Origin of the sequence: Actinoplanes sp. HUAS TT8 (assembly GCF_051380535.1) — a bacterium.
Taxonomy (GTDB): domain Bacteria; phylum Actinomycetota; class Actinomycetes; order Mycobacteriales; family Micromonosporaceae; genus Actinoplanes.
Window position 1 is genome coordinate 7,319,131 of the sequence record NZ_CP195646.1, and the last position, 19,497, is coordinate 7,338,627.

The following is a 19,497-nucleotide window of genomic DNA, read 5'->3' on the forward strand; positions in this document are numbered from 1 at the left end:
TAATTGGCCCAGACGTACGGGCCAATCGGCCTCTAGTTTCGAGACATGACCGCCCGACTCTCGGTGGCCCAGGGCACGGCGCTGTCGATCGGCGCCGTGCTGGGCACCGGCCTCATCTCCATGCCGGCCCTCGCCGCCGCCGCCGCGGGACCGGCCGCGCTGCTCGCGTGGCTCGCCCTGATCCTGCTCTCGGCCCCGCTGGCCTGGACGTTCGCGGCGCTCGGGGCGCGTTTCCCGGACGGTGGCGGGGTGTCGACGTACGCGGGAAGGGCCTTCGGACGACGCGCGTCGGCCGCCGTCGGCTGGTGCTTCTACTTCGCGGTGCCGCTCGGCGCGCCGGTCGCCGCGTCGTTCACCGGCGGGTACGTGGCGGGCGCGCTCGGCGGCGGCCGGACCACCGAGTTCCTGACGTTCCTGGGGGTGGTGCTCACCGCGTACGGGATGAATCTCTTCGGTCTTCGCATCTCCGGTCGTGTGCAACTGGTGCTGACCGGCACGCTGGCGCTGCTCCTGGTGGTGACCGTGCTGGCCGCGCTGCCGCATCTCGACCTGGCGAACCTGACACCGTTCGCGCCGCACGGCTGGGCCGGGGTCGGCGCCGCCGCGGCCATCCTGGTCTGGGGATTCGCCGGCTGGGAGGCGCTGTCGTCCCTCTCCGCCGAATACCGCAACCCGCGCCGGGACGTGCCGCGGGCCACCATGCTCGCGGTCGCCGTGGTCGGCGTGCTCTACCTGGCGGTGGCCGCGGTCAGCGTCCTCGCCCTCGGCCCCGGCCTGGCCGGCAGTCGCGCACCCCTCGCCGACCTGCTGGCCATCGGCCTGGGCGGACCGGTCCGGGAGATCACCGCGGTCGTCGCGGTCGTCCTCACCCTCGGCGCGGTCAACGCGTACTACGCGGGGGCGAGCAGGCTCGGAGTGGCGCTGGCCCGGGACGGCGCGCTGCCGCCCCGGGTGTTCGGGGGCCGGCGCCGCTCCCTCACCTTCATCTTCGCGACCAGCATCGGCTGCGCGCTGCTGCCGCTGTCCGTGGAGAAGTCGGCGCTGCTGGTGACCGGATGCTTCACCCTGGTCTACGTGATCGGCACGGCGGCGGCGCTGCGCCTGCTGCCGCCGGGATGGTCACGGGTGGTGGCCGGGGTGGCGTTCATCGCGGTCTGCGGGCTGCTGTGGCTCAACGGATGGCCGGCGTTGCTGAGCCTCGGATTCGCTCTGGGCGCCCTCATTTATCAGATCATTTCCGACAGGTACGGCCGTAGCCACCAGCCCCCGATCCACCACCCCACCCCCGTCCCCGCCTGACCACCACCCCCGCCGGGCCCGCCCGACCAGCACACCCGCCGGCGCCACCCGACCACACGCCCACCGTCACCGCCCAACCACACGCCCGCCGGCGCCGCCGCGACCACCACGCCCACCGGCGCCGCCGCGACCACCACGCCCGCCGGCGCCGCCGCGACACCGCACCCGACCGCGCATGCCCGGGCGTCCCGCAGTCAGACCCTCCCCAGCCGGCACTCACGGCTGCCATCCGGCCCGGTCGGCAACCCTGATCACGGGCCGAGCGGTTGCAGCTGGCACTCACGGTCCGCCCCACGCCCAACAACAGCCACCAGCACCAGCCGGACACCCACAGCTGGCACTCACGGTCGGTTTTGCGCCCGAACAACAGCCACCAGCACCAGCCGGACGCTCTCAGCTGGCACTCACGGTCGGTCCCACGCCGAACAACAGCCGCCAGCACCAGCCGGACGCTCTCAGCTGGCACTCACGGTCGGTCCCACGCCGAACAACAGCCGCCAGCACCAGCCGGACGCTCTCAGCTGGCACTCACGGTCGGTCCCACGCCGAACAACAGCCGCCAGCACCAGCTGGACGCTCTCAGCTGGTGCTGGCGGCTGGGTTGGGGGGTTGGGGACGACCGTCAGCGCCAGCTGAGCCGGCGACTCTCGCTGGGCGGTCTCGATCGACGCGCTCGCGACGCTGTCGGGCTGGCGGTCGCTGCCGGGGCGGGAGCGGGTGCCAGGCCGGCGGTCGCCGCCAAGGCGGGTGCCGGGCCGGGGCGGGTGTCGGGCCGGGGGTGTCGCGCCGGGGGCGGGGCGGGCGCCGTACGCGCGAATGGGTTTGGGCTTGAAAGGGTTTCGCCGCCGGCCTTCCGGGCGGGTGGGCCGGGGAAGGGCGGCGGCGAAGGTCAGGACTACGGGGGAAGGGCAGGTCAGAGCAGGGAGACGGCCGGGCTGTCGAGCAGCGACACGGCCGGGCTGCCGAGCAGGGAGACCGCCGGGTTGTCGAGCAGGGACACGTCGGTGCCCGGGCCGAGCAGGGACACGCCGGGAGTCGCCGCCGCGGCCGGACCGGACGTCAGCCCGATCGCACCCGCCACCACGAGCAGCACGACGGCCGCTCGGAATCTGCCACGTCGGATCTTCATGCCATCCCCCTCGAACTTCATCGAAATGCTCCGTGCCTGAGCGTAGGCGTCGGACTACGCCGGGCGGGCATCCTGGTTTGTCTATACCGTCGAGGCGTGGATCTGGTGATCGAGACCGGTCCGGGCGCGGGCGGGACGACCGCCGCGGTGTACCGGGCGTTGCGCACGGCCATCGCGGACGGACGACTTCCGGCCGGGCATCGACTGCCGGCCAGTCGTTCGCTCGCCGCCGACCTGGGCGTTTCCCGGGGCAGTGTGGCCGGCGCGTACGAACGACTGGTCGCCGAGGGGCATCTGACCGCGCGTGTCGGCGCCGGCACGTTCGTCGCACCGGCCCGGACGCCGCACCGGCCGCCGCGTTCGGTGCCGGACCCGTTGCGCCCGCGCGCCGGCTGGACCTTCGCCCCGGAGCCGACGAGCGGGAACGCGCCCGCACCGCGGTTCGACTTCCGGGTCGGCATCCCGGATGCCGGGCTCTTCCCGTTCGACACGTGGCGGCGGATGGTCGGCGCCGAGCTGCGGTTGCGGGCGAACGGGCCCGGGACGTACGCCGACCCGTACGGGCATCCGGCGTTGCGGGCGGCGATCGCGCGCTACCTCGGGTACGCCCGGTCGGTCCGGGCGAGCACCGACGAGGTGATCGTCACCAACGGCGCGCAGCACGCGTTCGACCTGATCGGACGGGTGCTGCTGCGCCCCGGCGACACGGTCGCGATGGAGGAGCCGGGCTATCCGCCGGCCCGCGCCCTGTTCGCGTCGCTCGGCGCGCGGATCGTCGGGGTTCCCGTGGACGGCGAGGGGCTCGTGGTGGACGAACTGCCGGCGCACGCGCGGATCGTCTACGTCACGCCGTCCCACCAGTTTCCGCTCGGGCCGGTGCTCAGCCTGCCCCGGCGCCGGCAACTCCTCGACTGGGCGCGACGCCGGCAGACGGCGATCGTGGAGGACGACTACGACAGCGAGTTCCGGTTCGGCAGCCGTCCGCTGGAGCCGTTGCGGGCGCTGGACCGGGGCGAACGGGTGCTCTACGTGGGGACGTTCTCGAAGAGCATGCTGCCGACGGTCCGGACCGGATTCGTCCTCAGCCCGCCCGGTCTGCGGTCCGCCCTCGCGGCGGCTCGGCAGCTGAGTGACGGGCACGGGCATGTGGCCATGCAGGCGGCGCTGGCCCGGTTCATCGACGAGGGCGAGTTGGCGCGGCATGTGCGGCGGGCCCGGCGGGAGTACGCCGCCCGGCATGATCGGATCGTTGCCGCGCTGGACCTGGTGCCGGGGTTGTCGGTGGTGCCGTCGGCGGCCGGCTTGCACGTGACCGCTTTGACCGACTCCGACCTTCCCGAAATGTCGCCCCTGTCGGTCGACGATCTGTCCCGCTACAGCGGCGGCCGGCGCGGCCTGGTCCTCGGCTTCGGCGCGATCAATCCCGCAGTGATCGACGAGGGCCTGGCTCTCCTGTCCTCATTCTTCCCGTCAAAACCATCCTCACGTACGGCGTGAGCCCCGCCCACCCGTCGCGACGAAGAGGCCGTCCAGCGAGCCGTTCCCGCACCCGCGACCGTCAGTGCCGGTTCAGCCCGGCCCGGCTGATGAACGCTCCCGCCCCGACCGTCCGGGTACACGCATACGCCCCGGCCACCACCCCGTCGTCCAAACACTCCCCGTCGCTCTTCCCCGCGGCCCGCCCGGCCAGAAAGGCAGCGGCGAACGCGTCCCCGGCCCCGTTCGTGTCCACGATCGGCTCCCCCGGGTCGGCCGCGTCCCGATGCGCAACCCCGTCCCGGGTGACCAGGTCGGCCCCGCCGCTCCCGCGCGTCACCACCACCCGATCGGCCACCCCGGTCCGCAGGATCCACTCGGCTGCGCCCGCCCGCAGCTGGACCCCGCTGACGAACACGACGTCCGCCCCGAGCGCGAAGTCCCGGTGATACGGGTCCTCCCCGTCCCAGTCGTGCAGATCGGTGGAGATCGTCACCCCGTCCGCCCGCAGCCCGGGCAGGAGATGCCGCGCCCAGTCCACGATCGTCACGTGCACGTGCCGGATCCCGGGCGGGAGCGGTCGCCAGTACTCCTCGGGCAGCCGATGCCCGGGGACGTCCCGGCCGTCGTACAGCGAAAGCCGTCCCCCGTCCGGGCTCATCAGGTTGACCGCCCTGCGGGTCCCCCGAGGAGCCGGCGCCACCCGCAGCGGTATCCCCCACTCCCGGAACGCCGCCACCACCCGCCGCCCCGGCTCGTCGTCCCCGACAGTGTCGATGACCTGCACCGATTCCCCCAGGGCGCGCAGTCCGAGGGCCACGCACGTGCCGGTGTGCGACACGTGGTCCTCGATCGGCCCGCGGGGCCGGGCCGAGTCCGCGCCGAGCACCGGAAGGCCGGCCACCGGGACCACCGTGTCGATACCGGTCCCGCCGATCACCAGGAAAGTCATGAACGCAAGGTAGCGATTAGGATTGGAGCAGTTTCCGGGGCGCTCTAGCCGTGTCACCGCCATCCCATTACCCTGCGGTAACAACGACGTTACGTCCCCCCCGTTGAGGTTTGAAGGCGGCGCTTGATGGCTCTCGAGGTTCCCTACCGGTCGATCCCGGACATGCTGTTCCAGCGCGTGGCCAAGACTCCGGACGCGCGGGCGTTCGCCGGGCCGAACGCCGACGACACCGGCATGAACTGGCTGACCTGGCGGCAGGTGGGCGAGCGGGCCAGGGCCATCGGGGCCGGCCTGCGTGAGCTCGGCATCGGGCTGGAGGACCGGGTCGCGATCCTGTCCAGCACCCGCCTGGAGTGGGTGCTGGCCGACCTCGGGATCAACGTGGCCGGCGCGGCCGCCACCACCGTCTATCCGACCACCGAGCCGGAGGACACCACGTTCATCGTGTCCGACTCCGGGTCGAAGGTGCTGATCGCCGAGAACCCGAAGCAGGCGCTGAAGATCGCCGGCGCGTCGACCAGCCTGACCAAGGTCGTGCTGATCGACGGCGCGGCCGACGCCGGCGCCACCCCGCCGCAGATCACCCTGGCCGAGCTGGAGGCGCTGGGCGCCGCGGCCCTGCAGCGTGACCCGGGCCTGATCGACGACGTGGTCGCCGGCCTGGGCCCGGAGAACATCGCCACCCTGATCTACACCTCCGGCACCACCGGCCGCCCCAAGGGCGTCGAGCTGCTGCACCGGGCCTGGACCTGGGAGGGCGTGGCCCAGGAGACCACCGGCCTGTTCTCCCCCACCGACCTGCACTACCTGTGGCTGCCGATGTCGCACGCGTTCGGCAAGACGCTGCTCTGCGGCATCGTGCACGTCGGCGTGCCGACCTACGTCGACGGCCGGGTCGACAAGCTGATCGACCTGCTCGCGGTGATCAAGCCGACGTTGATGTGCGCCCCGCCGCGCATCTTCGAGAAGGTCTACAACAAGACCGTGACCAGCGGTCTCGCCGGTTCCGGCCTGAAGCCGAAGATCTTCACCTGGGCGGTCGCCACCGGTAAGAAGAAGGTGGCGCTGGAGCAGGCCGGCAAGCCGGTCCCGGCCGGCCTCAAGGCGCAGTACACGATCGCCGAGAAGCTGGTCTTCTCCAAGCTGCAGGCCAAGCTCGGCGGCAACCTGCGGGTGCTGGTCAGCGGTTCGGCCGCGCTCAGCCGGGACATCGCCGAGTTCTTCGCCGCGGCCAACCTGCCGATCCTGGAGGGCTACGGCATGACCGAGGCCTCCGCGGCCAACTTCGTGAACCGGCACGGCCGTCTCAAGATCGGTTCGGTCGGTGAGGCGCTCGGTGACCTCGAGGTCCGCATCGACACCGACGGCGAGGTGCTGCTGCGCGGCGCCCCGGTCATGCGGGGCTACCACAACCTGCCCGAGGCCACCGCCGAGGCGTTCACCGAGGACGGCTTCCTGCGTACCGGCGACATCGGCGAGCTCGATGCGGACGGCTTCCTGAAGATCACCGACCGCAAGAAGGACCTGGTCAAGACGTCCGGTGGCAAGTTCATCGCGCCGTCCGCGATCGAGGGCGCGTTCAAGGCGGTCTGCCCGTACACGTCGCAGGCGATCGTCGTCGGCCAGTCCCGCAACTTCGTCACCATGCTGATCACCCTGGACGAGGACGCGATCGCCGGCTGGGCCGCCGACGGCCCTCTGGCCGGCAAGAGCTACGCCGAGATCGTCGCCGCGCCGGAGACCCACAAGCTGGTCGAGGGCTACCTGGCCGAGCTGAACGGCAAGCTCAACCGCTGGGAGACGGTCAAGAAGTTCACGATCCTCCCCCGCGACCTGAGCATCGAGGCCGGCGAGATCACCCCGTCCATGAAGATCAAGCGCCGCAGCGTCGAGACCAACTTCTCCGACCAGATCGAGAAAATGTACGAGGGCTCCCTCGCCCAGATCTGACCGCTTCCGCCGGAGAGGCCGCTTCCCGTTCCAGGGGGCGGCCTCTCCTGCTGTCCACCCAAAATCACATTCTTCATTGCCCCGGTCCGCCGGGGTACAGACCGTCGCTCCCGCGGGGACCCTTCCGGGCCTCGCAGGCCGCTGGCGCGGCCAGAACGCGAGGCCCGCAAGGGCGACGTGGTCTTCTGGTCGCGGTCAGGGCAACAAACCCGTCCACCGGGCGGCCGGTCCGGATTCGCTCATCGCCACACCCCTCCGCCCGGCCCGTCATACGGTTTGACGGTCCGACGCGACGAAGGGATAGCCATGCCGATCCGCACGATCACCGTCCCGGTCAAAAACCTGGACGCCGCCAAGGCCCTGTACACGAAGCTGCTCGGCACCGAGCCGTACGCCGACGCCCCGTACTACGTCGGCTTCCGCCCCGAATCCGGCCCCGAACTCGGCCTCGACCCCCACGGCGACGTAGCCGCCGGCCCGGTCGTCTTCTGGCACGTCGACGACATCAAAGCCGAAGTCGACTCCCTCCTGGCCGCCGGCGCCACCGAGGAACACGCCATCCGCGACGTGGGCGGCCCCCTGATCGCCACCCTCCGCGACCCCGACGGCAACCGCCTCGGCCTCTACCAGGCCCCCACCACCTGACCCACCCCGCACCCCGCCCGCAGCCTCGGCCAAAAACCCCGCCCCGCAGCCGGCCCGCCCCAAGCGTCACCCCGCGCCCCGACACGACCGCACCACAACCCCGACACGAGCCGCGCTCCCAGCCCACGAGCGCAAGCCGGGGTCCCAGCTGGTTGTCAGGGCTGTCTCAAACGAGGTGAGACAGCCCTGAGCACCAGCTCAACACCACCGACGGGGCTTGGGTGGCGACTGGCTCGCGGGCCGGGACGCGGGTGGAAGCCGGCCGGGCCGGCGGGCGGGCTGCGGGGTTTCGGGGCTTGTGCTGGTGTTTGGGGGTGGGTGGGGTTTTTGCCTTGAGCGTGACCACCCGACCACGTCGCCCTTGCGGGCCTCGCGTTCTGGGCGCGCCAGCGCCCTGCGAGGACCGGAAGGGTCCCCGCGGGAGCGACGGTCTGGACCACGGCGGAGATAGGCAATGAAAGGTTTTAAGCAATGACCGCAGGCGTCCGCCAGGCAGGTCGTGGGCCACGGTCGAGGTCGTGGCGGACGGAGGCGATGCGGCGGACGGCTTCGACGAGGTCGTCGGCGGGCAGGGTGAACGGCAGGCGCAGGAAGCGTTCGAGCGTGCCGTCGAGGCCGAAGCGCGGGCCGGGTGCGAGGCGCACGCCGACGTCTTCGGCGGCGCGGGAGAGGGCGCTGGAGATCGGCCCGTCGAGTTCGGCCCAGAGGGTGACGCCGCCGCCGGGGACGAAGAAGCGCCACTCCGGAAGTTGTTCGCGCAACGCCGTGACCAGGGCATCCCGCCGGAAGCGGAGTTGGGCGCGGCGGGCCGCGACGATCGACGGCGCGAGCTGGAGCAACTGGACGGCGACGAGCTGTTCCAGGACCGGGCTGGCCATGTCGACGCCGACGCGGATCGCGGCGAGGCGCTGGACGAGGGGCGCGGAGGCGCGGACCCAGCCGATGCGCAGGCCACCCCAGTACGGCTTGGACATCCCGCCGATCGACATCACGCGGGAGTGCCGGTCGAAGACGGCGACCGGCGGCGGCATGTCCGGTTCGTCGAGGGGCAGGTCCACGAAGGATTCGTCGACGACGAGTTCGGTGCCGCTGGAGTGGGCCGTGGCGACCATGCGTTCGCGCAGCTCGGCCGGCATCAGGTGGCCGGTCGGGTTCTGGAACTCGGTGATCATGTAGGCCAGGCGGGGCCGGGTCTGGCGCAGCGCGCTCAGGAGCAGTTCGGCGTCCCAGCCGGTGGCGGTGTCCATGCCGTGGGTGCTGATCCGGGCGCGGCGGGCGGAGAGCGCGGCCAGCGCGTTCGGGTAGGTCGGCGTCTCGACCAGGACGGGCGCGCCGGCCGGGACGGTGAGCCGCAGGACCAGGTCGAGGGCCTGCTGGGTGCCGCTGGTGACCAGGATCTGCTCGGTCGAGGTGGGCACGCCGCGGCTGGTGTAGATCTCGGCGACGGCCGAGCGCAGTTCGGGCAGGCCGGTCGGGTGGTAGCCGGCGCTGCCCAGGTAGCGGGGCAGTTCGTCGGCGGCGGCGCGGGCAGCCGGGACCAGCTCGACCGGGGCGGCCGACGCGGCCACCCCCATGTCGATCATGTCGAGGTCGTCGTCCGGGGTCCACAGGCCGGAGGTGGCGACGCGGTGCCCGTTGGGCAGGGTGGTCCAGCTGCCGGCGCCGCGACGGCTGGTCAGGTGACCACTCTCGCGGAGGGCCCGGTAGGCCGCCGACACCGTCGTCCGGCTCACGCCGAGCGACTCGGCCAGTTCCCGCTCGGCGGGCAGCCGCACGCCCAGGGCGAGGCGTCCGTCGGAGAGCAGCCCGCGCACGGCGGCGCCCAGCGCGGCGTAGTCCGGACTGCGGTGGCGACCCGGCAGTGCATGCCACCGGCCGAGCAGCCGGGCCAATTGGTCCCCTCGAACCGACGTTGTCATAGCCACCTCCCGAGAATTGGCACTTTAACACCATCGAATTGGCATCGAGAGTGGCAGCATGAGCCTGGTTCGTCGCATCACACAGCTCCTCGTCGGCCTGGTCCTGTACGGCGTCAGCATGGCCCTGATGATCGAGTCCGGGCTCGGCCTCAACCCGTGGGACGTCTTCCACCAGGGGCTCTCCGAGGTGACCGGGATCAGCTTCGGCTGGATCGTGCTGCTCGTCGGCATCCCGGTGCTGCTGTTGTGGATCCCGCTGCGCCAGCGGCCGGGCGTCGGCACGGTGGCCAATCTGGTGATCATCGGTTTCTCGGCCGACGCGGCGCTGGCCGTGCTCCCGGCCGGCCACACCATCGCGGCCCGGATCGGCCTGCTGGTCGGCGGCATTCTGCTGAACGGGTTCGCGACCGGGCTCTACATCGGCAGCCGGATGGGCCCGGGCCCGCGCGACGGCCTGATGACCGGGCTGGCCGGGCGCTTCCCCCGGCTGTCCATCCGGGTCATCCGGACCGGCATCGAGCTGCTCGTTCTCGGCGTCGGCGTCCTGCTCGGCGGCACGGTCGGGGTCGGCACGATCGCCTACGCGCTGGCCATCGGACCGCTCGTGCACCTGTTCCTGCCGAGGCTGACGGTCCGTGACTCCGGGCGCGTACCGAACACCGGTGCGGTGCCCGCACATTGAGACGAGCCGACCCCGATGTGCGGCCTATGCACTTATCAAGGGTGAACATCCTGTTTTACCCCCCGCCATGAGCCAGTGATCATCCGGACACATTCGCTTCCCGACATGACGACCACACGGCATCATTGCGGCATGGGGGCCGGCGGCTGGAACTGGAACGACGCGTGGATCTTCGTCTCCGCGGTCATCGCTGAGCGCCTGGAACGCGACCGGGCGCTGCACGCCGCCCTGCCCGTGTCCGGAGCGACGCTCGCCGATCTGCTCGCCGCGGCCGACTTCCTGCACCACAGCGTGCCCAGCCGCGCCGATCTCGAGGAGTCCGTCCGCCGCCTCGCCGGCGCCGGGCTGATCACCGTCGAGGACGACATCATCGAGGTCGCCCCGGCCGGCGAGCAGCTCTGGCGGACCCGGCCGTTCAGCGGCCTCTCCTCAGCCGTGATGACCTTGCAGGCGCAGCTCAACCGGGCCGCCGAGCCGGGGTATACGGACTGGGCGCTGGACGAGATCGCCTACAACGCGGCCGTCCGCGAGTACAGCCTGCGCCTGGCCGACGGCCGCTGAACCCACCCACGCCCGACCCACCGCACGCCGACCTGTCGCCCCCGGCCCGGCCCCGCGCCGACCTGCCGCCCCCGGCCCGGCCCCGCGCCGACCTGTCGCCGCCGGCCCACCTCACGCCGGGCCTGTTGCCGCCGGCCTGGCCCGCGCCCGGCCTCGCGGACAACAAAACCGACAAAACCGATTTTCCCGTACGTCCATGGCCGAGTCCCGTGGCACTCCCGCGCGAGGATGCAACCACTCACGGCCGCCCGGCGACTCCCGCCCCTCAGCTGGCGCTGAGGGCTGTTTCAAAGCCCAAAAACAGCCGTGAGCACCAGCCGACCGGCCGGGGACGCGCAGCCGAGCGGGACCCGCGCGTAGGTCGCGGGCGGGCGACGCGGGACGGGTCGGTGACAGGCTGGCGACGGCGGGGCGGGTCGGTGGCGGGCGACGGCGGGCGGTCGGGGCGGCGGGGCGGTGCTCAGGCCGTACCCAAGCGGGGGTTGTCCTTGAATGAAGCCGTCAGCGGACCGGATTGCCGGCGTCCCGCAGGGTTTGTTTGACCTCGCCGATCGTCAGGTCACCGAAGTGGAAGACGCTGGCTGCCAGCACCGCGTCGGCCCCGGCCTCGACCGCGGGCGGGAAGTGCTCGACCGCCCCGGCCCCACCGCTGGCGATGACCGGGATGTCCACGACGGCGCGGACGGCGCGGATCAGGTCGAGGTCGAAACCGGCTTTGGTCCCGTCGGCGTCCATGGAGTTGAGCAGGATCTCGCCGGCGCCGAGCTCGGCCACCCGGGCCGCCCACTCGACCGCGTCGAGGCCGGCGCTGCGGCGTCCGCCGTGGGTGGTGACCTCCCACCCGGACGGCTGGTCGGCCGAGCGGCGCACGTCGAGCGACAGCACCAGCACCTGATTGCCGAACCGGGAGGCGATCTCGCTGATGAGGGCGGGACGGTTGATCGCGGCGGTGTTGACGCCGACCTTGTCCGCGCCGGCCCGCAGGAGAACGTCCACGTTCTCCACCGAGCGGACACCACCACCGACGGTGAGCGGGATGAAGACGCTCTCGGCGGTGCGGCGGACCACGTCGAGCATGGTGCCGCGGTCGTCGGAGGAGGCGGTCACGTCGAGGAAGGTCAGCTCGTCGGCGCCGGCCGCGTCGTAGGCGGCGGCCAGTTCGACCGGGTCGCCGGCGTCGCGGAGGTCGACGAAGTTGACCCCTTTCACCACCCGTCCGGCGTCCACGTCCAGGCAGGGGATAACACGCACCGCGACCGTCATGCTTCCACCCTAACGAGCTGGGCCCTGGTGACCGAGACCAGTCCCAGGAGCACTCCGCCGACCACCAGGGCCCCGCCGGCGACGTCGATCGGGTGCACCGGTTCGCCGAGGATCAGCGCGGCCGATCCGATGCCGAAGAACGGGACCAGCATGGAGAACGGGGCGACGGTCGCGGCGCCGTGCTTGCGGATCAGGTAGCCCCACACCCCGAATCCGGCGAGGGTGGAGAGCAGCGCGATGTAGAGCAGGGCCAGGATCGCCTCGGTGTCGACCGCGCGCAGCGCCGCCAGGTCGGCCGACGGACCGTCGACCAGCAGGGACAGCACGAACAGGGGGCCGGTGGCGAGCGCACTGACCCAGACCATGAAGTTCAGCGTGTCCGGCGGGGACGCCTTGCGGGTGGCCACGTTCGACAGGCCCCAGGCCACGGCCGCGCCGATGACCAGCAGGAACGCCGGCAGCCCGGCGCCCGTGCGGGTCGCCACCAGGGCGACCCCGGCGGCGGCCAGGGCCAGGCCGGCGATCTGCACCGGGCGCGGACGTTCCCGCAGGAACAGGGTGGCGAAGACCATCGTGAAGATCGCCTGGCTCTGCAGGACGAGCGAACTCAGTCCGGCCGGCATTCCGGCCGCCATCCCGGCGAAGAGCAGGGAGAACTTGACGACGCCGAGGATCAGGGCGACGGCCGCGACCCAGCGCCACGGCACCTGCGGGCGGCCGACGAACAGGACGGCCGGGAACGCGGCCAGCCCGAAGCGCAGGGCGGAGAAGAGCAGGGGCGGGAAGTGGTCCAGCCCGGTCTCGATGATGACGAAGTTGACGCCCCAGACCGCCGCCACGGCGACGGCCAGGGCGATGTCGCGCGGCCTCATGGCTCCAGCCTGGCGGGCGGGAACCGTTAAGCACCAGCGACAATTACTTCATCGTTCGTGTAGCCGGACTACCGCGTCTCGCGCAGCGCCGCCAGCGCCTCGCGGACGGTGAACGCGCCCGCGTAGAGCGCCTTGCCCGCGATCACGCCCTCCACGCCGATCGGCTCCAGGGTGGCCAGCGCGCGCAGGTCGTCCAGGGTGGAGACGCCACCGCTGGCGATCACCGGACGGTCGGTGGCCGAGCACACCTCGCGGAGCAGCTCCAGGTTCGGGCCGCGCATGGTGCCGTCCTTGGTGATGTCGGTGACCACGTACCGCGTGGCGCCGGCCTTGTCCAGGCGGGCGAGCACGTCGTACAGGTCACCGCCGTCACGGGTCCAGCCGCGGGCGGCCAGGGTGCGGCCGCGGACGTCAAGGCCGATGGCGACACGGTCCCCGTACTCCGAGCAGATGCGGTCGCACCACTCCGGGTCCTCCAGCGCGGCGGTACCGATGTTGACCCGCTGGGCGCCGGTGGCCAGGGCGCGGGTCAGCGACTCGTCGTCGCGGATGCCGCCGGAGAGCTCGACCTTGACGTCGAGGCGGCCGACCACCTCGGCCAGCAGGTCGGCGTTCGACCCGCGGCCGAACGCGGCGTCCAGGTCGACCAGGTGAATCCAGTCGGCGCCGTCGTTCTGCCAGGCCAGGGCCGCGTCCAGCGGGTCGCCGTAGGCGGTCTCGGAACCGGCGGCGCCCTGGACCAGGCGGACCGCCTGGCCGTCGGCGACGTCGACGGCGGGCAGCAGGTGAAGCGTCACGATCTATCTCCTATGAACGGCGGCCGAGCACGACGACCACGAGGGCCGGGGCGGCCAGGACGAGCAGGACGGTGAGCAGGATGCGCAGCGCCGTATCCGGGATGAACAGCCAGACGGCGGCGATGGCGATCGCCGCGACGATCACGATGCCGATCCGCTGGCGGCGGCTGCGGTGGTAGAGACGGCCGTCGCGGCCCAGGCGCGGTGGCGCCAGCTTCCGGATCAGGGTGCGGCGACGCTGCCGCCGGGCGACCTTCCGGGCCCGGGCGGCCTTCTCTCGTTCTTCGACGACGAGCCGTTCGGCCCGCCGTCGCGCGCGCTCCTTGCTCATCGGAGCGTGTGGACCCAGTTGTTCAGCAGCGCGAAACCGGCATCGGCCGACTTCTCCGGGTGGAACTGGGCGGCGCTGAGCGCACCCGCCTCGACCACGGCGACGAACGGCTGGTCATGGGCCGCGGTGGTCACCACGGCACCCTTCAAAAGATCAAGATCTTGCGCGGCGTACGAGTGGACGAAGTAGAACCGCGTGCCCTCGGACGCCCCGGCCAGCAGCGTCGAGCCGGCCGGCACGGTCACGGTGTTCCACCCCATGTGCGGGATCCGCTCGGCCTGCAGCCGCGTGACCGAGCCCGGCAGCAGCCCGAGCCCCTTGGTCTCCACCCCGTGCTCGACGCCGGACTCGAACAGGATCTGCATGCCGACGCAGATGCCCAGCACCGGCCGCCCCTCGGCGACCCGCCGCGCGATCATCGGCCCGGCGCCCAGCTGCTCGATCCCGGCCATGCAGGCCGCGTAGGCCCCGACCCCGGGCACGACCAGACCGTCGGCGGCCGCCGCGGCGTCGAGGTCGCTGGTGACGACGACGTCCACCCCGGTCCGGGCCACGGCCCGCTCGGCGCTGCGCAGGTTCCCCGACCCGTAGTCGAGGATCACCACCGATGACATCAATCTTCTCCCGGCACTACACAGGCCACCTCATCAGCACTGACACAGCGGCGTTCAACCTAGGCGAAAGTTCGTGCACGCCCCCGCGCGGTGTTCGGGGACACGGTGGAGCCGGAGGTCGTCACGGCTCCGTCGAGGAATCCTATCGTGCCCGGTTTCGAGGAAGGATACGTGTTGATATTGCCGTCAGCGCGTCGTTCCGATCCCGTCACCCGATTGGCGGCTGCGGCGAGCTACTGTCGTCGGTATAGTTCGGCCCCTGCCCCACGCCCCGCGCCTCTACGACAGCCGAGGAGTGATCCGGTTGGTCGCATCGGACGACGTCTTCAACAGGTACATCGAAGATCCCGATCTCGCATTGAAGACCTGGTATGCCAGTTACGTTTCACCCGACGCCGATCCCGACCTGATTCTCACCTCCGGGGACGATCCCGACCCCAACAATCTTCGCGACTTCTTCGACCGGTGGTTTTCCAAGTTCGAGGGCCAGCTGCGCGTCGCGATCTGCCAGGGTCTGCGGTATGAGCGGCTCGGCTCGGGCTCCAAACAGCTCGGCGAGGTCGCCCTGGTCGCGGCCGTGGCGGCGCTGCTCGCGCACCAGTCCGGCACCATCCCGGTCGACCCGGTCGCGACCGCGGCGGTTCTGGTCACCCGGCGCAAACTCGACAAGCTCTGCGCCGTCAGCGGCGGCGACGAGTAACCCGGCGGTTTCGTCGCCATGACCCAGCAGGCCGCGCTCCTCGACGAATTCCTTGCGGCTCGCGTACGGGACTGCGTCGTCCGGCTCCGCGATCCGGTCCACGGCGGTGGCGTCTTCACCGGCTTCTTCGTTTCTCCCACCGGTCTGCTGATAACAGCATTCCACGCCGTCGCTCGTCGCGCTCTCGACATCCCGGCCGATTTCGCGCTGGAACTCAGCCGCGACAACCGGGACGAGATTCCCGAACCGTGGCGCACCGTCCGGGTCGTCTGGAAAGACGATTGGTACGACCAGGCGGGCGACTGGGCGGTGCTGCGAATCGTGCACGACGAGCCGCATTCCTATCTCCCCCTCCGCAAACATCCGGTGGCCCAGGACCCGCTGCCGGACTGCGCGCCGTTGCGCATCTACGGTTTCACCGCGAGCGACGGCGGGACGCCGGGGATCGGCTCGCTGAACGGCGAGTTCCTGCGCCTGGTGCCGGAGCGGCGGCGGCTCCGGGTGGCCATGTCGATCCGCGGCAAGGGCCAGAGCGGCGGCCCGGTCATCGACCTGCGATCGCACAGTGTGATCGGGTCGGCCATCGGTTTCCGCGACGACGAGCGGCTGACCGCGGACACCTCGGTGCTGGACAGTGCCCTGCTCTCCCGGCTCGACACCGGGGAGGACTTCGACGCGCTGGCGACCGCCTGGCGGCAGGAGGCGTTGCAGCACCTCGCGGCCAACAGCTCGGAGCTGATGCTGGCGTCGAAGAACTTCGCGCCGCCGCCGCTGCCCCGCCGGTTCCTGGCCGAGCGGGCCGTCGTCGAGCAGATCACCCGCTCGATGAAGGAGGCGCCGGGTGTCGTGCTGCACGGCGCCGCGGGCAGCGGCAAGTCCATGATCGCGGCCGAGGTCGCGCGTGGTCTGCCGGCCGGGGCCGACGGGCGCGTCTTCTGGTACGACCTGGAGGTTCTCGCGAACCGCAGCGTCGAGCGTTTTCTCCGTACCCTCGGGCTCTACCTGCTGGAGAAGCAGGGATCGGTCGAGCTGATCGAGGAGTGCGTCAGCGACGGCTTCGCCCAGGACACCCAGCCGGCCCGCGAGATCGCCGCCGGTCTTCTCCGGGCCCGGCCGCACGTCCTGGTCCTGGACAACATCCACAATCTGCGCCGGCTCGGGCAGGAGGATCTCCTCGACATCCTGACCCACCTCGCCTCGACCGCCGGGCGGGCCGGCTCCCGCGTGATGATCACGTCGTGGGACCAGGAGCCCGAGGAGTGGGGTTACCCGGTCCACGAGATCGAGGGCTTCAGCGGTCAGGAGACCGCCGGGCTGCTCGGGCTGCACGACATCACGGTCTCCGAGTCCGCGCTGCGGTTCATCGCCGACCTCGGCAAGGACATCACCTGTGTCGAGCAGTTCGTCCGGTCGCCCGGCTGGCGGCAGGCGGTCGAGCAGGGGGCGTACGACACCGCCGAGCCCGCGGAACTGCTGCGGCACTGGCTGAACCGGTACCTCGGCGAGATCCCGCAGAGCGCCCGGCGGATCCTGCTGTCCCTCGCCGTGCTGGGCGGCCCCGAGCCCACCGAGCTGGTCCGGGAGGTCGCCAAGGTCGGCGACTTCAACGCGATCGTGGAGACCCTGCGGCACAGCCCGCCCCTGATCAGGGAGTCCGAGAGCCGGCTGACCGTGCACTCCAACGTGAGCCGCGCCGTGCTGGCGACCTCCGACGCCGAGATGATCAGCGCCGCCCGCGGTGACGCCGCCGACGTCTACGTGGCCCACAAGCGCTTCCTGGGCGGCGCCCGGGTCCTCATGGAGATGAACAAGCCGCGCAGCACCAGCGCCGCCGTCGACCTGATGTTCGACAACCGGGACGCGATCATCGGCCAGGGCAACGCCCGCCCGATGCGCCACCTCATCGACGGGCTGCTGCTCAACCGGCAGGCGGTGCCCGAGTCGAAGATTCCCCGGCTGCACGTCATCATCGCCAGCACGCTGAACATCAACGGCGAGTTCACCCGGGCCGCCCGGCAGTGGGAGATGGCGCTGACCCTGCTCGACGACAAGACCGTCGAGGCCGCCGCCACCCGCAACCGCTACGCGAACACGCTGCGGATGGCGAGCCGGTACACCGAGGCCAAGGAGCAGTACGAACAGGCGTCGCGGATCGCCCGGGCCCTGCGCACGCACAACGCTCTCCGCGAGTCCGGCTGGGCCAACCTCGGCCTGGGCAAACTGCACCGGCTCAGCGCGGAGTACGCGACCTCGGTGGAGCGCTACGAGGCCGCCGGTCAGGACTTCGAGACGATCTTCGACCGGGACGGTGTCATCGAGGTCGAGTTCGGGCTGGGCGAGGTCCGGCGCCTGATGGGCGACTGGCCGGGCGCGCTGGAGGCCTACACCAACTCGCTGGAGCAGGCCCAGGCCACCGACAACCTGGAACGCCAGGGGTACGGGTTGTGGGGTGTCGCCGAGGTCCGCCGGCTCACCGGCGAACTCGAGGAGGCGCACCAGTCCCATCGCGAAGGACTCCGGCTGTGCCAGGAGGTCGGCGACACGCGGAGCGAGGGCTGGGCCTTCCTCGGGCTCGCCGAGACGGCCCGGCAGTCCGAGCGGTTCGACGAGGCCGAGGAGTTCTACGCCGGCGCCCTGAAGCGGTTCACGGAAACCGGAAGCGGCACCGAGATCGCCCACACCCGGATGGGCGTGGCCGACCTGCGCCGGGTCGCCCACGGTGAGCTCCCGGTCGGCGAGCTGGAGGAGATCCTGGCGGTGTACAGCGAGAAGCAGCTCGCCCACCCGCGGATCCAGTGCCAGATACTCCTCGCCATGGCCCGGCGGGCCGAGGGGAAGGAACGCAAGGCCAAGAAGCTGCTGACCAGGACCGCGAAGGAGGCGGCGGCGCTGCGTCTGGGAACCGAGGAGGCGCTGGCCCGGGCCCTCGCGGACAGTCCGGACCAGACGCCTCCGATCACACTCAACTTTCCTTAGCCGCCTGGCGGTCCCGCACCCGGTCCACCACGAACTGGGCGGCGGCGGCGTGCGCCGGGAACCCCTCGTACGTCGCCAGGGTCACGGCGGCCGGCCCGACCGCGGCGACGCCCTCGTCGGTGACGTAGGCGAACGACGACCGCTTGAGGAAGTCGAGCGTGCCCACACAGGACTGGCTCCGCGCGGTCCCGCCGGTCGGGAGGATCGCGTTCACCCCGATGGCGAAGTTCCCGAACGGGATCGACGTGTTCTCGCCGAGCATCAGCTCACCGGCGTGCACGAGCTTCGGCAGCAGCGCGAACGGGTCGTCGACGAGCACCCGGAGGTGCTCGGGGGCGTACTCGTTCACGAAGGCGATCGACGCGTCGAGGCTGTCGGTCAGCACGATGCCACCGAAGTTCGACAGCACGGTGGCGATGAACTCGCGGCGCTGCTCGGGCAGGTCGGCGGTCAGGCCGGGGATCAGCTTCTCGACCGCGTCGGCCAGCTCCCGCGAGTGGGTCACCAGGACCGCCGCCGAGTCCGGGCCGTGCTCGGCCTCGACGAGGAGCTCGCGCGCCGCGACCTCCGGGGTGGCGTTCTGGTCACAGAGGATCACGGACTCGCTCGGGCCGGCGGGCAGACCGGGGTCGACGTCGCCGTACACCACCCGCTTGGCGGTGGAGACGTACTGGTTGCCCGGGCCGATGATCTTCTCGACCGGCTTCACGGTCTCGGTGCCGTAGGCCAGCGCGGCCACCGCCTGGGCGCCACCGACCTTGTAGATCGTCTTGACCCCGCAGAGCGCGGCCGCGACCAGCGAGGCGGCGTCCACGGAACCGTCCGGGCCCGGGGGCGTGGCCACGGCGATCTCCGGCACCCCGGCGATCACGGCCGGAACGCAGAGCATGGTCATGACCGACGGGAACGAGCCCTTGCCGCGCGGCACGTACAGCGCCACCGACGCGATCGGGGACCAGCGCTCGCCGACGACGACGCCCGGCTGCACCTCCTCCATCCACGTCGACTGCGGCAGCTGGGAGGTGTGGTGGCGGCGGATGTTGCCGATGGCGACCTCCAGCGCGGCCCGCACCTCGGGGTCGACGGCCAGCTCGGCCGCGGCGAACTCCTCGTCGGTGACCTTGATCGCGTCCGGGCTCAGCGTGGCCCCGTCGAACTTGGCCGCGAAGTCGACGATCGCCTGGTCACCGCGCGACCGGACCTCGCCGATGATCTCCCGGACGACGCTCTCCTTGGAGGAGTAGTCGCCGCGGGCGCGCTGAAGCAGCTGACGACGCTGCTCGGCGGTCAGGTCACGAAGCACAAATCTATTCACATCAGTCATTTTTCCA

The 19,497-nt window shown here is 71.5% G+C and carries 17 protein-coding genes; 8 read left to right on the top strand and 9 right to left on the bottom strand.

Features of this window, described 5'->3' with window-relative positions; genetic code table 11:
- Positions 1–45: 45 nt before the first annotated feature.
- Positions 46–1,299 (top strand): APC family permease, encoded by a 1,254-nt coding sequence (locus ACSHV8_RS32290; RefSeq protein ID WP_436521909.1) that lies wholly within the window; start codon positions 46–48, stop codon positions 1,297–1,299.
- Positions 1,300–2,212: 913 nt separating this feature from the next.
- On the opposite strand, the gene ACSHV8_RS32295 is transcribed toward ACSHV8_RS32290, so the two are convergent.
- On the bottom strand, positions 2,213–2,428 hold the full coding sequence (locus ACSHV8_RS32295; RefSeq protein ID WP_436521911.1) for a hypothetical protein: 216 nt from the start codon (positions 2,426–2,428) through the stop codon (positions 2,213–2,215).
- Between the two features lie 96 nt (positions 2,429–2,524).
- Here ACSHV8_RS32295 and ACSHV8_RS32300 point away from each other — a divergent pair, with 96 nt between their 5' ends.
- Complete coding sequence (locus ACSHV8_RS32300) at positions 2,525–3,925, top strand: PLP-dependent aminotransferase family protein (protein WP_436521913.1); 1,401 nt, start codon at positions 2,525–2,527, stop codon at positions 3,923–3,925.
- Positions 3,926–3,986: 61 nt separating this feature from the next.
- Here the strand turns inward: ACSHV8_RS32300 and ACSHV8_RS32305 are convergent, their stop codons facing one another.
- Positions 3,987–4,856 carry a carbohydrate kinase family protein gene (locus ACSHV8_RS32305; protein ID WP_436521915.1) on the bottom strand — a complete coding sequence of 290 codons (870 nt, stop codon included), beginning with the start codon at positions 4,854–4,856 and terminating at the stop codon, positions 3,987–3,989.
- A gap of 126 nt (positions 4,857–4,982) precedes the next feature.
- Here ACSHV8_RS32305 and ACSHV8_RS32310 point away from each other — a divergent pair, with 126 nt between their 5' ends.
- Positions 4,983–6,806: an AMP-dependent synthetase/ligase gene (locus ACSHV8_RS32310; RefSeq protein WP_436521917.1), complete on the top strand. Its 1,824-nt coding sequence runs from the start codon at positions 4,983–4,985 to the stop codon at positions 6,804–6,806.
- 306 nt (positions 6,807–7,112) lie between these two features.
- Entirely contained in the window at positions 7,113–7,451 is a 339-nt protein-coding gene (locus tag ACSHV8_RS32315) for a VOC family protein (RefSeq protein ID WP_436521919.1), read from the top strand.
- A 464-nt stretch (positions 7,452–7,915) separates the two neighbouring features.
- Here the strand turns inward: ACSHV8_RS32315 and ACSHV8_RS32320 are convergent, their stop codons facing one another.
- Positions 7,916–9,370 (bottom strand): PLP-dependent aminotransferase family protein, encoded by a 1,455-nt coding sequence (locus tag ACSHV8_RS32320; RefSeq protein WP_436521921.1) that lies wholly within the window; start codon positions 9,368–9,370, stop codon positions 7,916–7,918.
- 58 nt (positions 9,371–9,428) lie between these two features.
- Between ACSHV8_RS32320 and ACSHV8_RS32325 the strand changes: the two genes are divergently transcribed.
- A complete protein-coding gene (locus tag ACSHV8_RS32325; protein WP_436521923.1) occupies positions 9,429–10,052 on the top strand; it encodes a YczE/YyaS/YitT family protein in 624 nt (207 codons plus the stop codon).
- A 105-nt stretch (positions 10,053–10,157) separates the two neighbouring features.
- Positions 10,158–10,613 (top strand): hypothetical protein, encoded by a 456-nt coding sequence (locus ACSHV8_RS32330; protein WP_436521925.1) that lies wholly within the window; start codon positions 10,158–10,160, stop codon positions 10,611–10,613.
- Positions 10,614–11,114: 501 nt separating this feature from the next.
- Here ACSHV8_RS32330 and hisF read toward each other — a convergent pair.
- The 5 genes from hisF to hisH form a co-directional block, all read right to left on the bottom strand.
- Entirely contained in the window at positions 11,115–11,876 is a 762-nt protein-coding gene (gene hisF / locus ACSHV8_RS32335; RefSeq protein ID WP_436521927.1) for an imidazole glycerol phosphate synthase subunit HisF, read from the bottom strand.
- Positions 11,873–12,748: an EamA family transporter gene (locus ACSHV8_RS32340; RefSeq protein ID WP_436521929.1), complete on the bottom strand. Its 876-nt coding sequence runs from the start codon at positions 12,746–12,748 to the stop codon at positions 11,873–11,875. Before ACSHV8_RS32340 ends, hisF begins: the two co-directional genes overlap by 4 nt.
- A gap of 68 nt (positions 12,749–12,816) precedes the next feature.
- Positions 12,817–13,545: a bifunctional 1-(5-phosphoribosyl)-5-((5-phosphoribosylamino)methylideneamino)imidazole-4-carboxamide isomerase/phosphoribosylanthranilate isomerase PriA gene (priA, locus tag ACSHV8_RS32345; RefSeq protein WP_436521931.1), complete on the bottom strand. Its 729-nt coding sequence runs from the start codon at positions 13,543–13,545 to the stop codon at positions 12,817–12,819.
- Positions 13,546–13,555: 10 nt separating this feature from the next.
- Complete coding sequence (locus ACSHV8_RS32350; RefSeq protein WP_436521933.1) at positions 13,556–13,876, bottom strand: hypothetical protein; 321 nt, start codon at positions 13,874–13,876, stop codon at positions 13,556–13,558.
- On the bottom strand, positions 13,873–14,490 hold the full coding sequence (gene hisH, locus ACSHV8_RS32355) for an imidazole glycerol phosphate synthase subunit HisH (protein WP_436521935.1): 618 nt from the start codon (positions 14,488–14,490) through the stop codon (positions 13,873–13,875). The genes ACSHV8_RS32350 and hisH overlap by 4 nt, the downstream gene beginning before the upstream one ends.
- Before the next feature lie 304 nt (positions 14,491–14,794).
- Between hisH and ACSHV8_RS32360 the strand changes: the two genes are divergently transcribed.
- Together ACSHV8_RS32360 and ACSHV8_RS32365 are read left to right on the top strand one after the other, a co-directional pair.
- Entirely contained in the window at positions 14,795–15,190 is a 396-nt protein-coding gene (locus tag ACSHV8_RS32360; RefSeq protein ID WP_436521937.1) for a hypothetical protein, read from the top strand.
- 18 nt (positions 15,191–15,208) lie between these two features.
- Complete coding sequence (locus tag ACSHV8_RS32365; protein ID WP_436521938.1) at positions 15,209–18,166, top strand: tetratricopeptide repeat protein; 2,958 nt, start codon at positions 15,209–15,211, stop codon at positions 18,164–18,166.
- Here ACSHV8_RS32365 and hisD read toward each other — a convergent pair.
- Positions 18,153–19,490 carry a histidinol dehydrogenase gene (hisD, locus tag ACSHV8_RS32370; protein WP_436521940.1) on the bottom strand — a complete coding sequence of 446 codons (1,338 nt, stop codon included), beginning with the start codon at positions 19,488–19,490 and terminating at the stop codon, positions 18,153–18,155. The two genes, ACSHV8_RS32365 and hisD, sit on opposite strands and share 14 nt — an antisense overlap.
- Positions 19,491–19,497: the final 7 nt, after the last annotated feature.

Coding starts and splice junctions, on each gene's coding strand:
- ACSHV8_RS32365 (WP_436521938.1), top strand. CDS start 15,209: ATGACCCAGCAGGCCGCGCTCCTCGACGAATTCCTTGCGGCTCGCGTA.
- ACSHV8_RS32310 (WP_436521917.1), top strand. CDS start 4,983: ATGGCTCTCGAGGTTCCCTACCGGTCGATCCCGGACATGCTGTTCCAG.
- ACSHV8_RS32320 (WP_436521921.1), bottom strand. CDS start 9,370: ATGACAACGTCGGTTCGAGGGGACCAATTGGCCCGGCTGCTCGGCCGG.
- hisH (WP_436521935.1), bottom strand. CDS start 14,490: ATGTCATCGGTGGTGATCCTCGACTACGGGTCGGGGAACCTGCGCAGC.
- ACSHV8_RS32315 (WP_436521919.1), top strand. CDS start 7,113: ATGCCGATCCGCACGATCACCGTCCCGGTCAAAAACCTGGACGCCGCC.
- hisD (WP_436521940.1), bottom strand. CDS start 19,490: ATGACTGATGTGAATAGATTTGTGCTTCGTGACCTGACCGCCGAGCAG.
- ACSHV8_RS32350 (WP_436521933.1), bottom strand. CDS start 13,876: ATGAGCAAGGAGCGCGCGCGACGGCGGGCCGAACGGCTCGTCGTCGAA.
- ACSHV8_RS32325 (WP_436521923.1), top strand. CDS start 9,429: ATGAGCCTGGTTCGTCGCATCACACAGCTCCTCGTCGGCCTGGTCCTG.
- ACSHV8_RS32290 (WP_436521909.1), top strand. CDS start 46: ATGACCGCCCGACTCTCGGTGGCCCAGGGCACGGCGCTGTCGATCGGC.
- ACSHV8_RS32295 (WP_436521911.1), bottom strand. CDS start 2,428: ATGAAGATCCGACGTGGCAGATTCCGAGCGGCCGTCGTGCTGCTCGTG.
- ACSHV8_RS32330 (WP_436521925.1), top strand. CDS start 10,158: ATGACGACCACACGGCATCATTGCGGCATGGGGGCCGGCGGCTGGAAC.
- ACSHV8_RS32340 (WP_436521929.1), bottom strand. CDS start 12,748: ATGAGGCCGCGCGACATCGCCCTGGCCGTCGCCGTGGCGGCGGTCTGG.
- ACSHV8_RS32305 (WP_436521915.1), bottom strand. CDS start 4,856: ATGACTTTCCTGGTGATCGGCGGGACCGGTATCGACACGGTGGTCCCG.
- hisF (WP_436521927.1), bottom strand. CDS start 11,876: ATGACGGTCGCGGTGCGTGTTATCCCCTGCCTGGACGTGGACGCCGGA.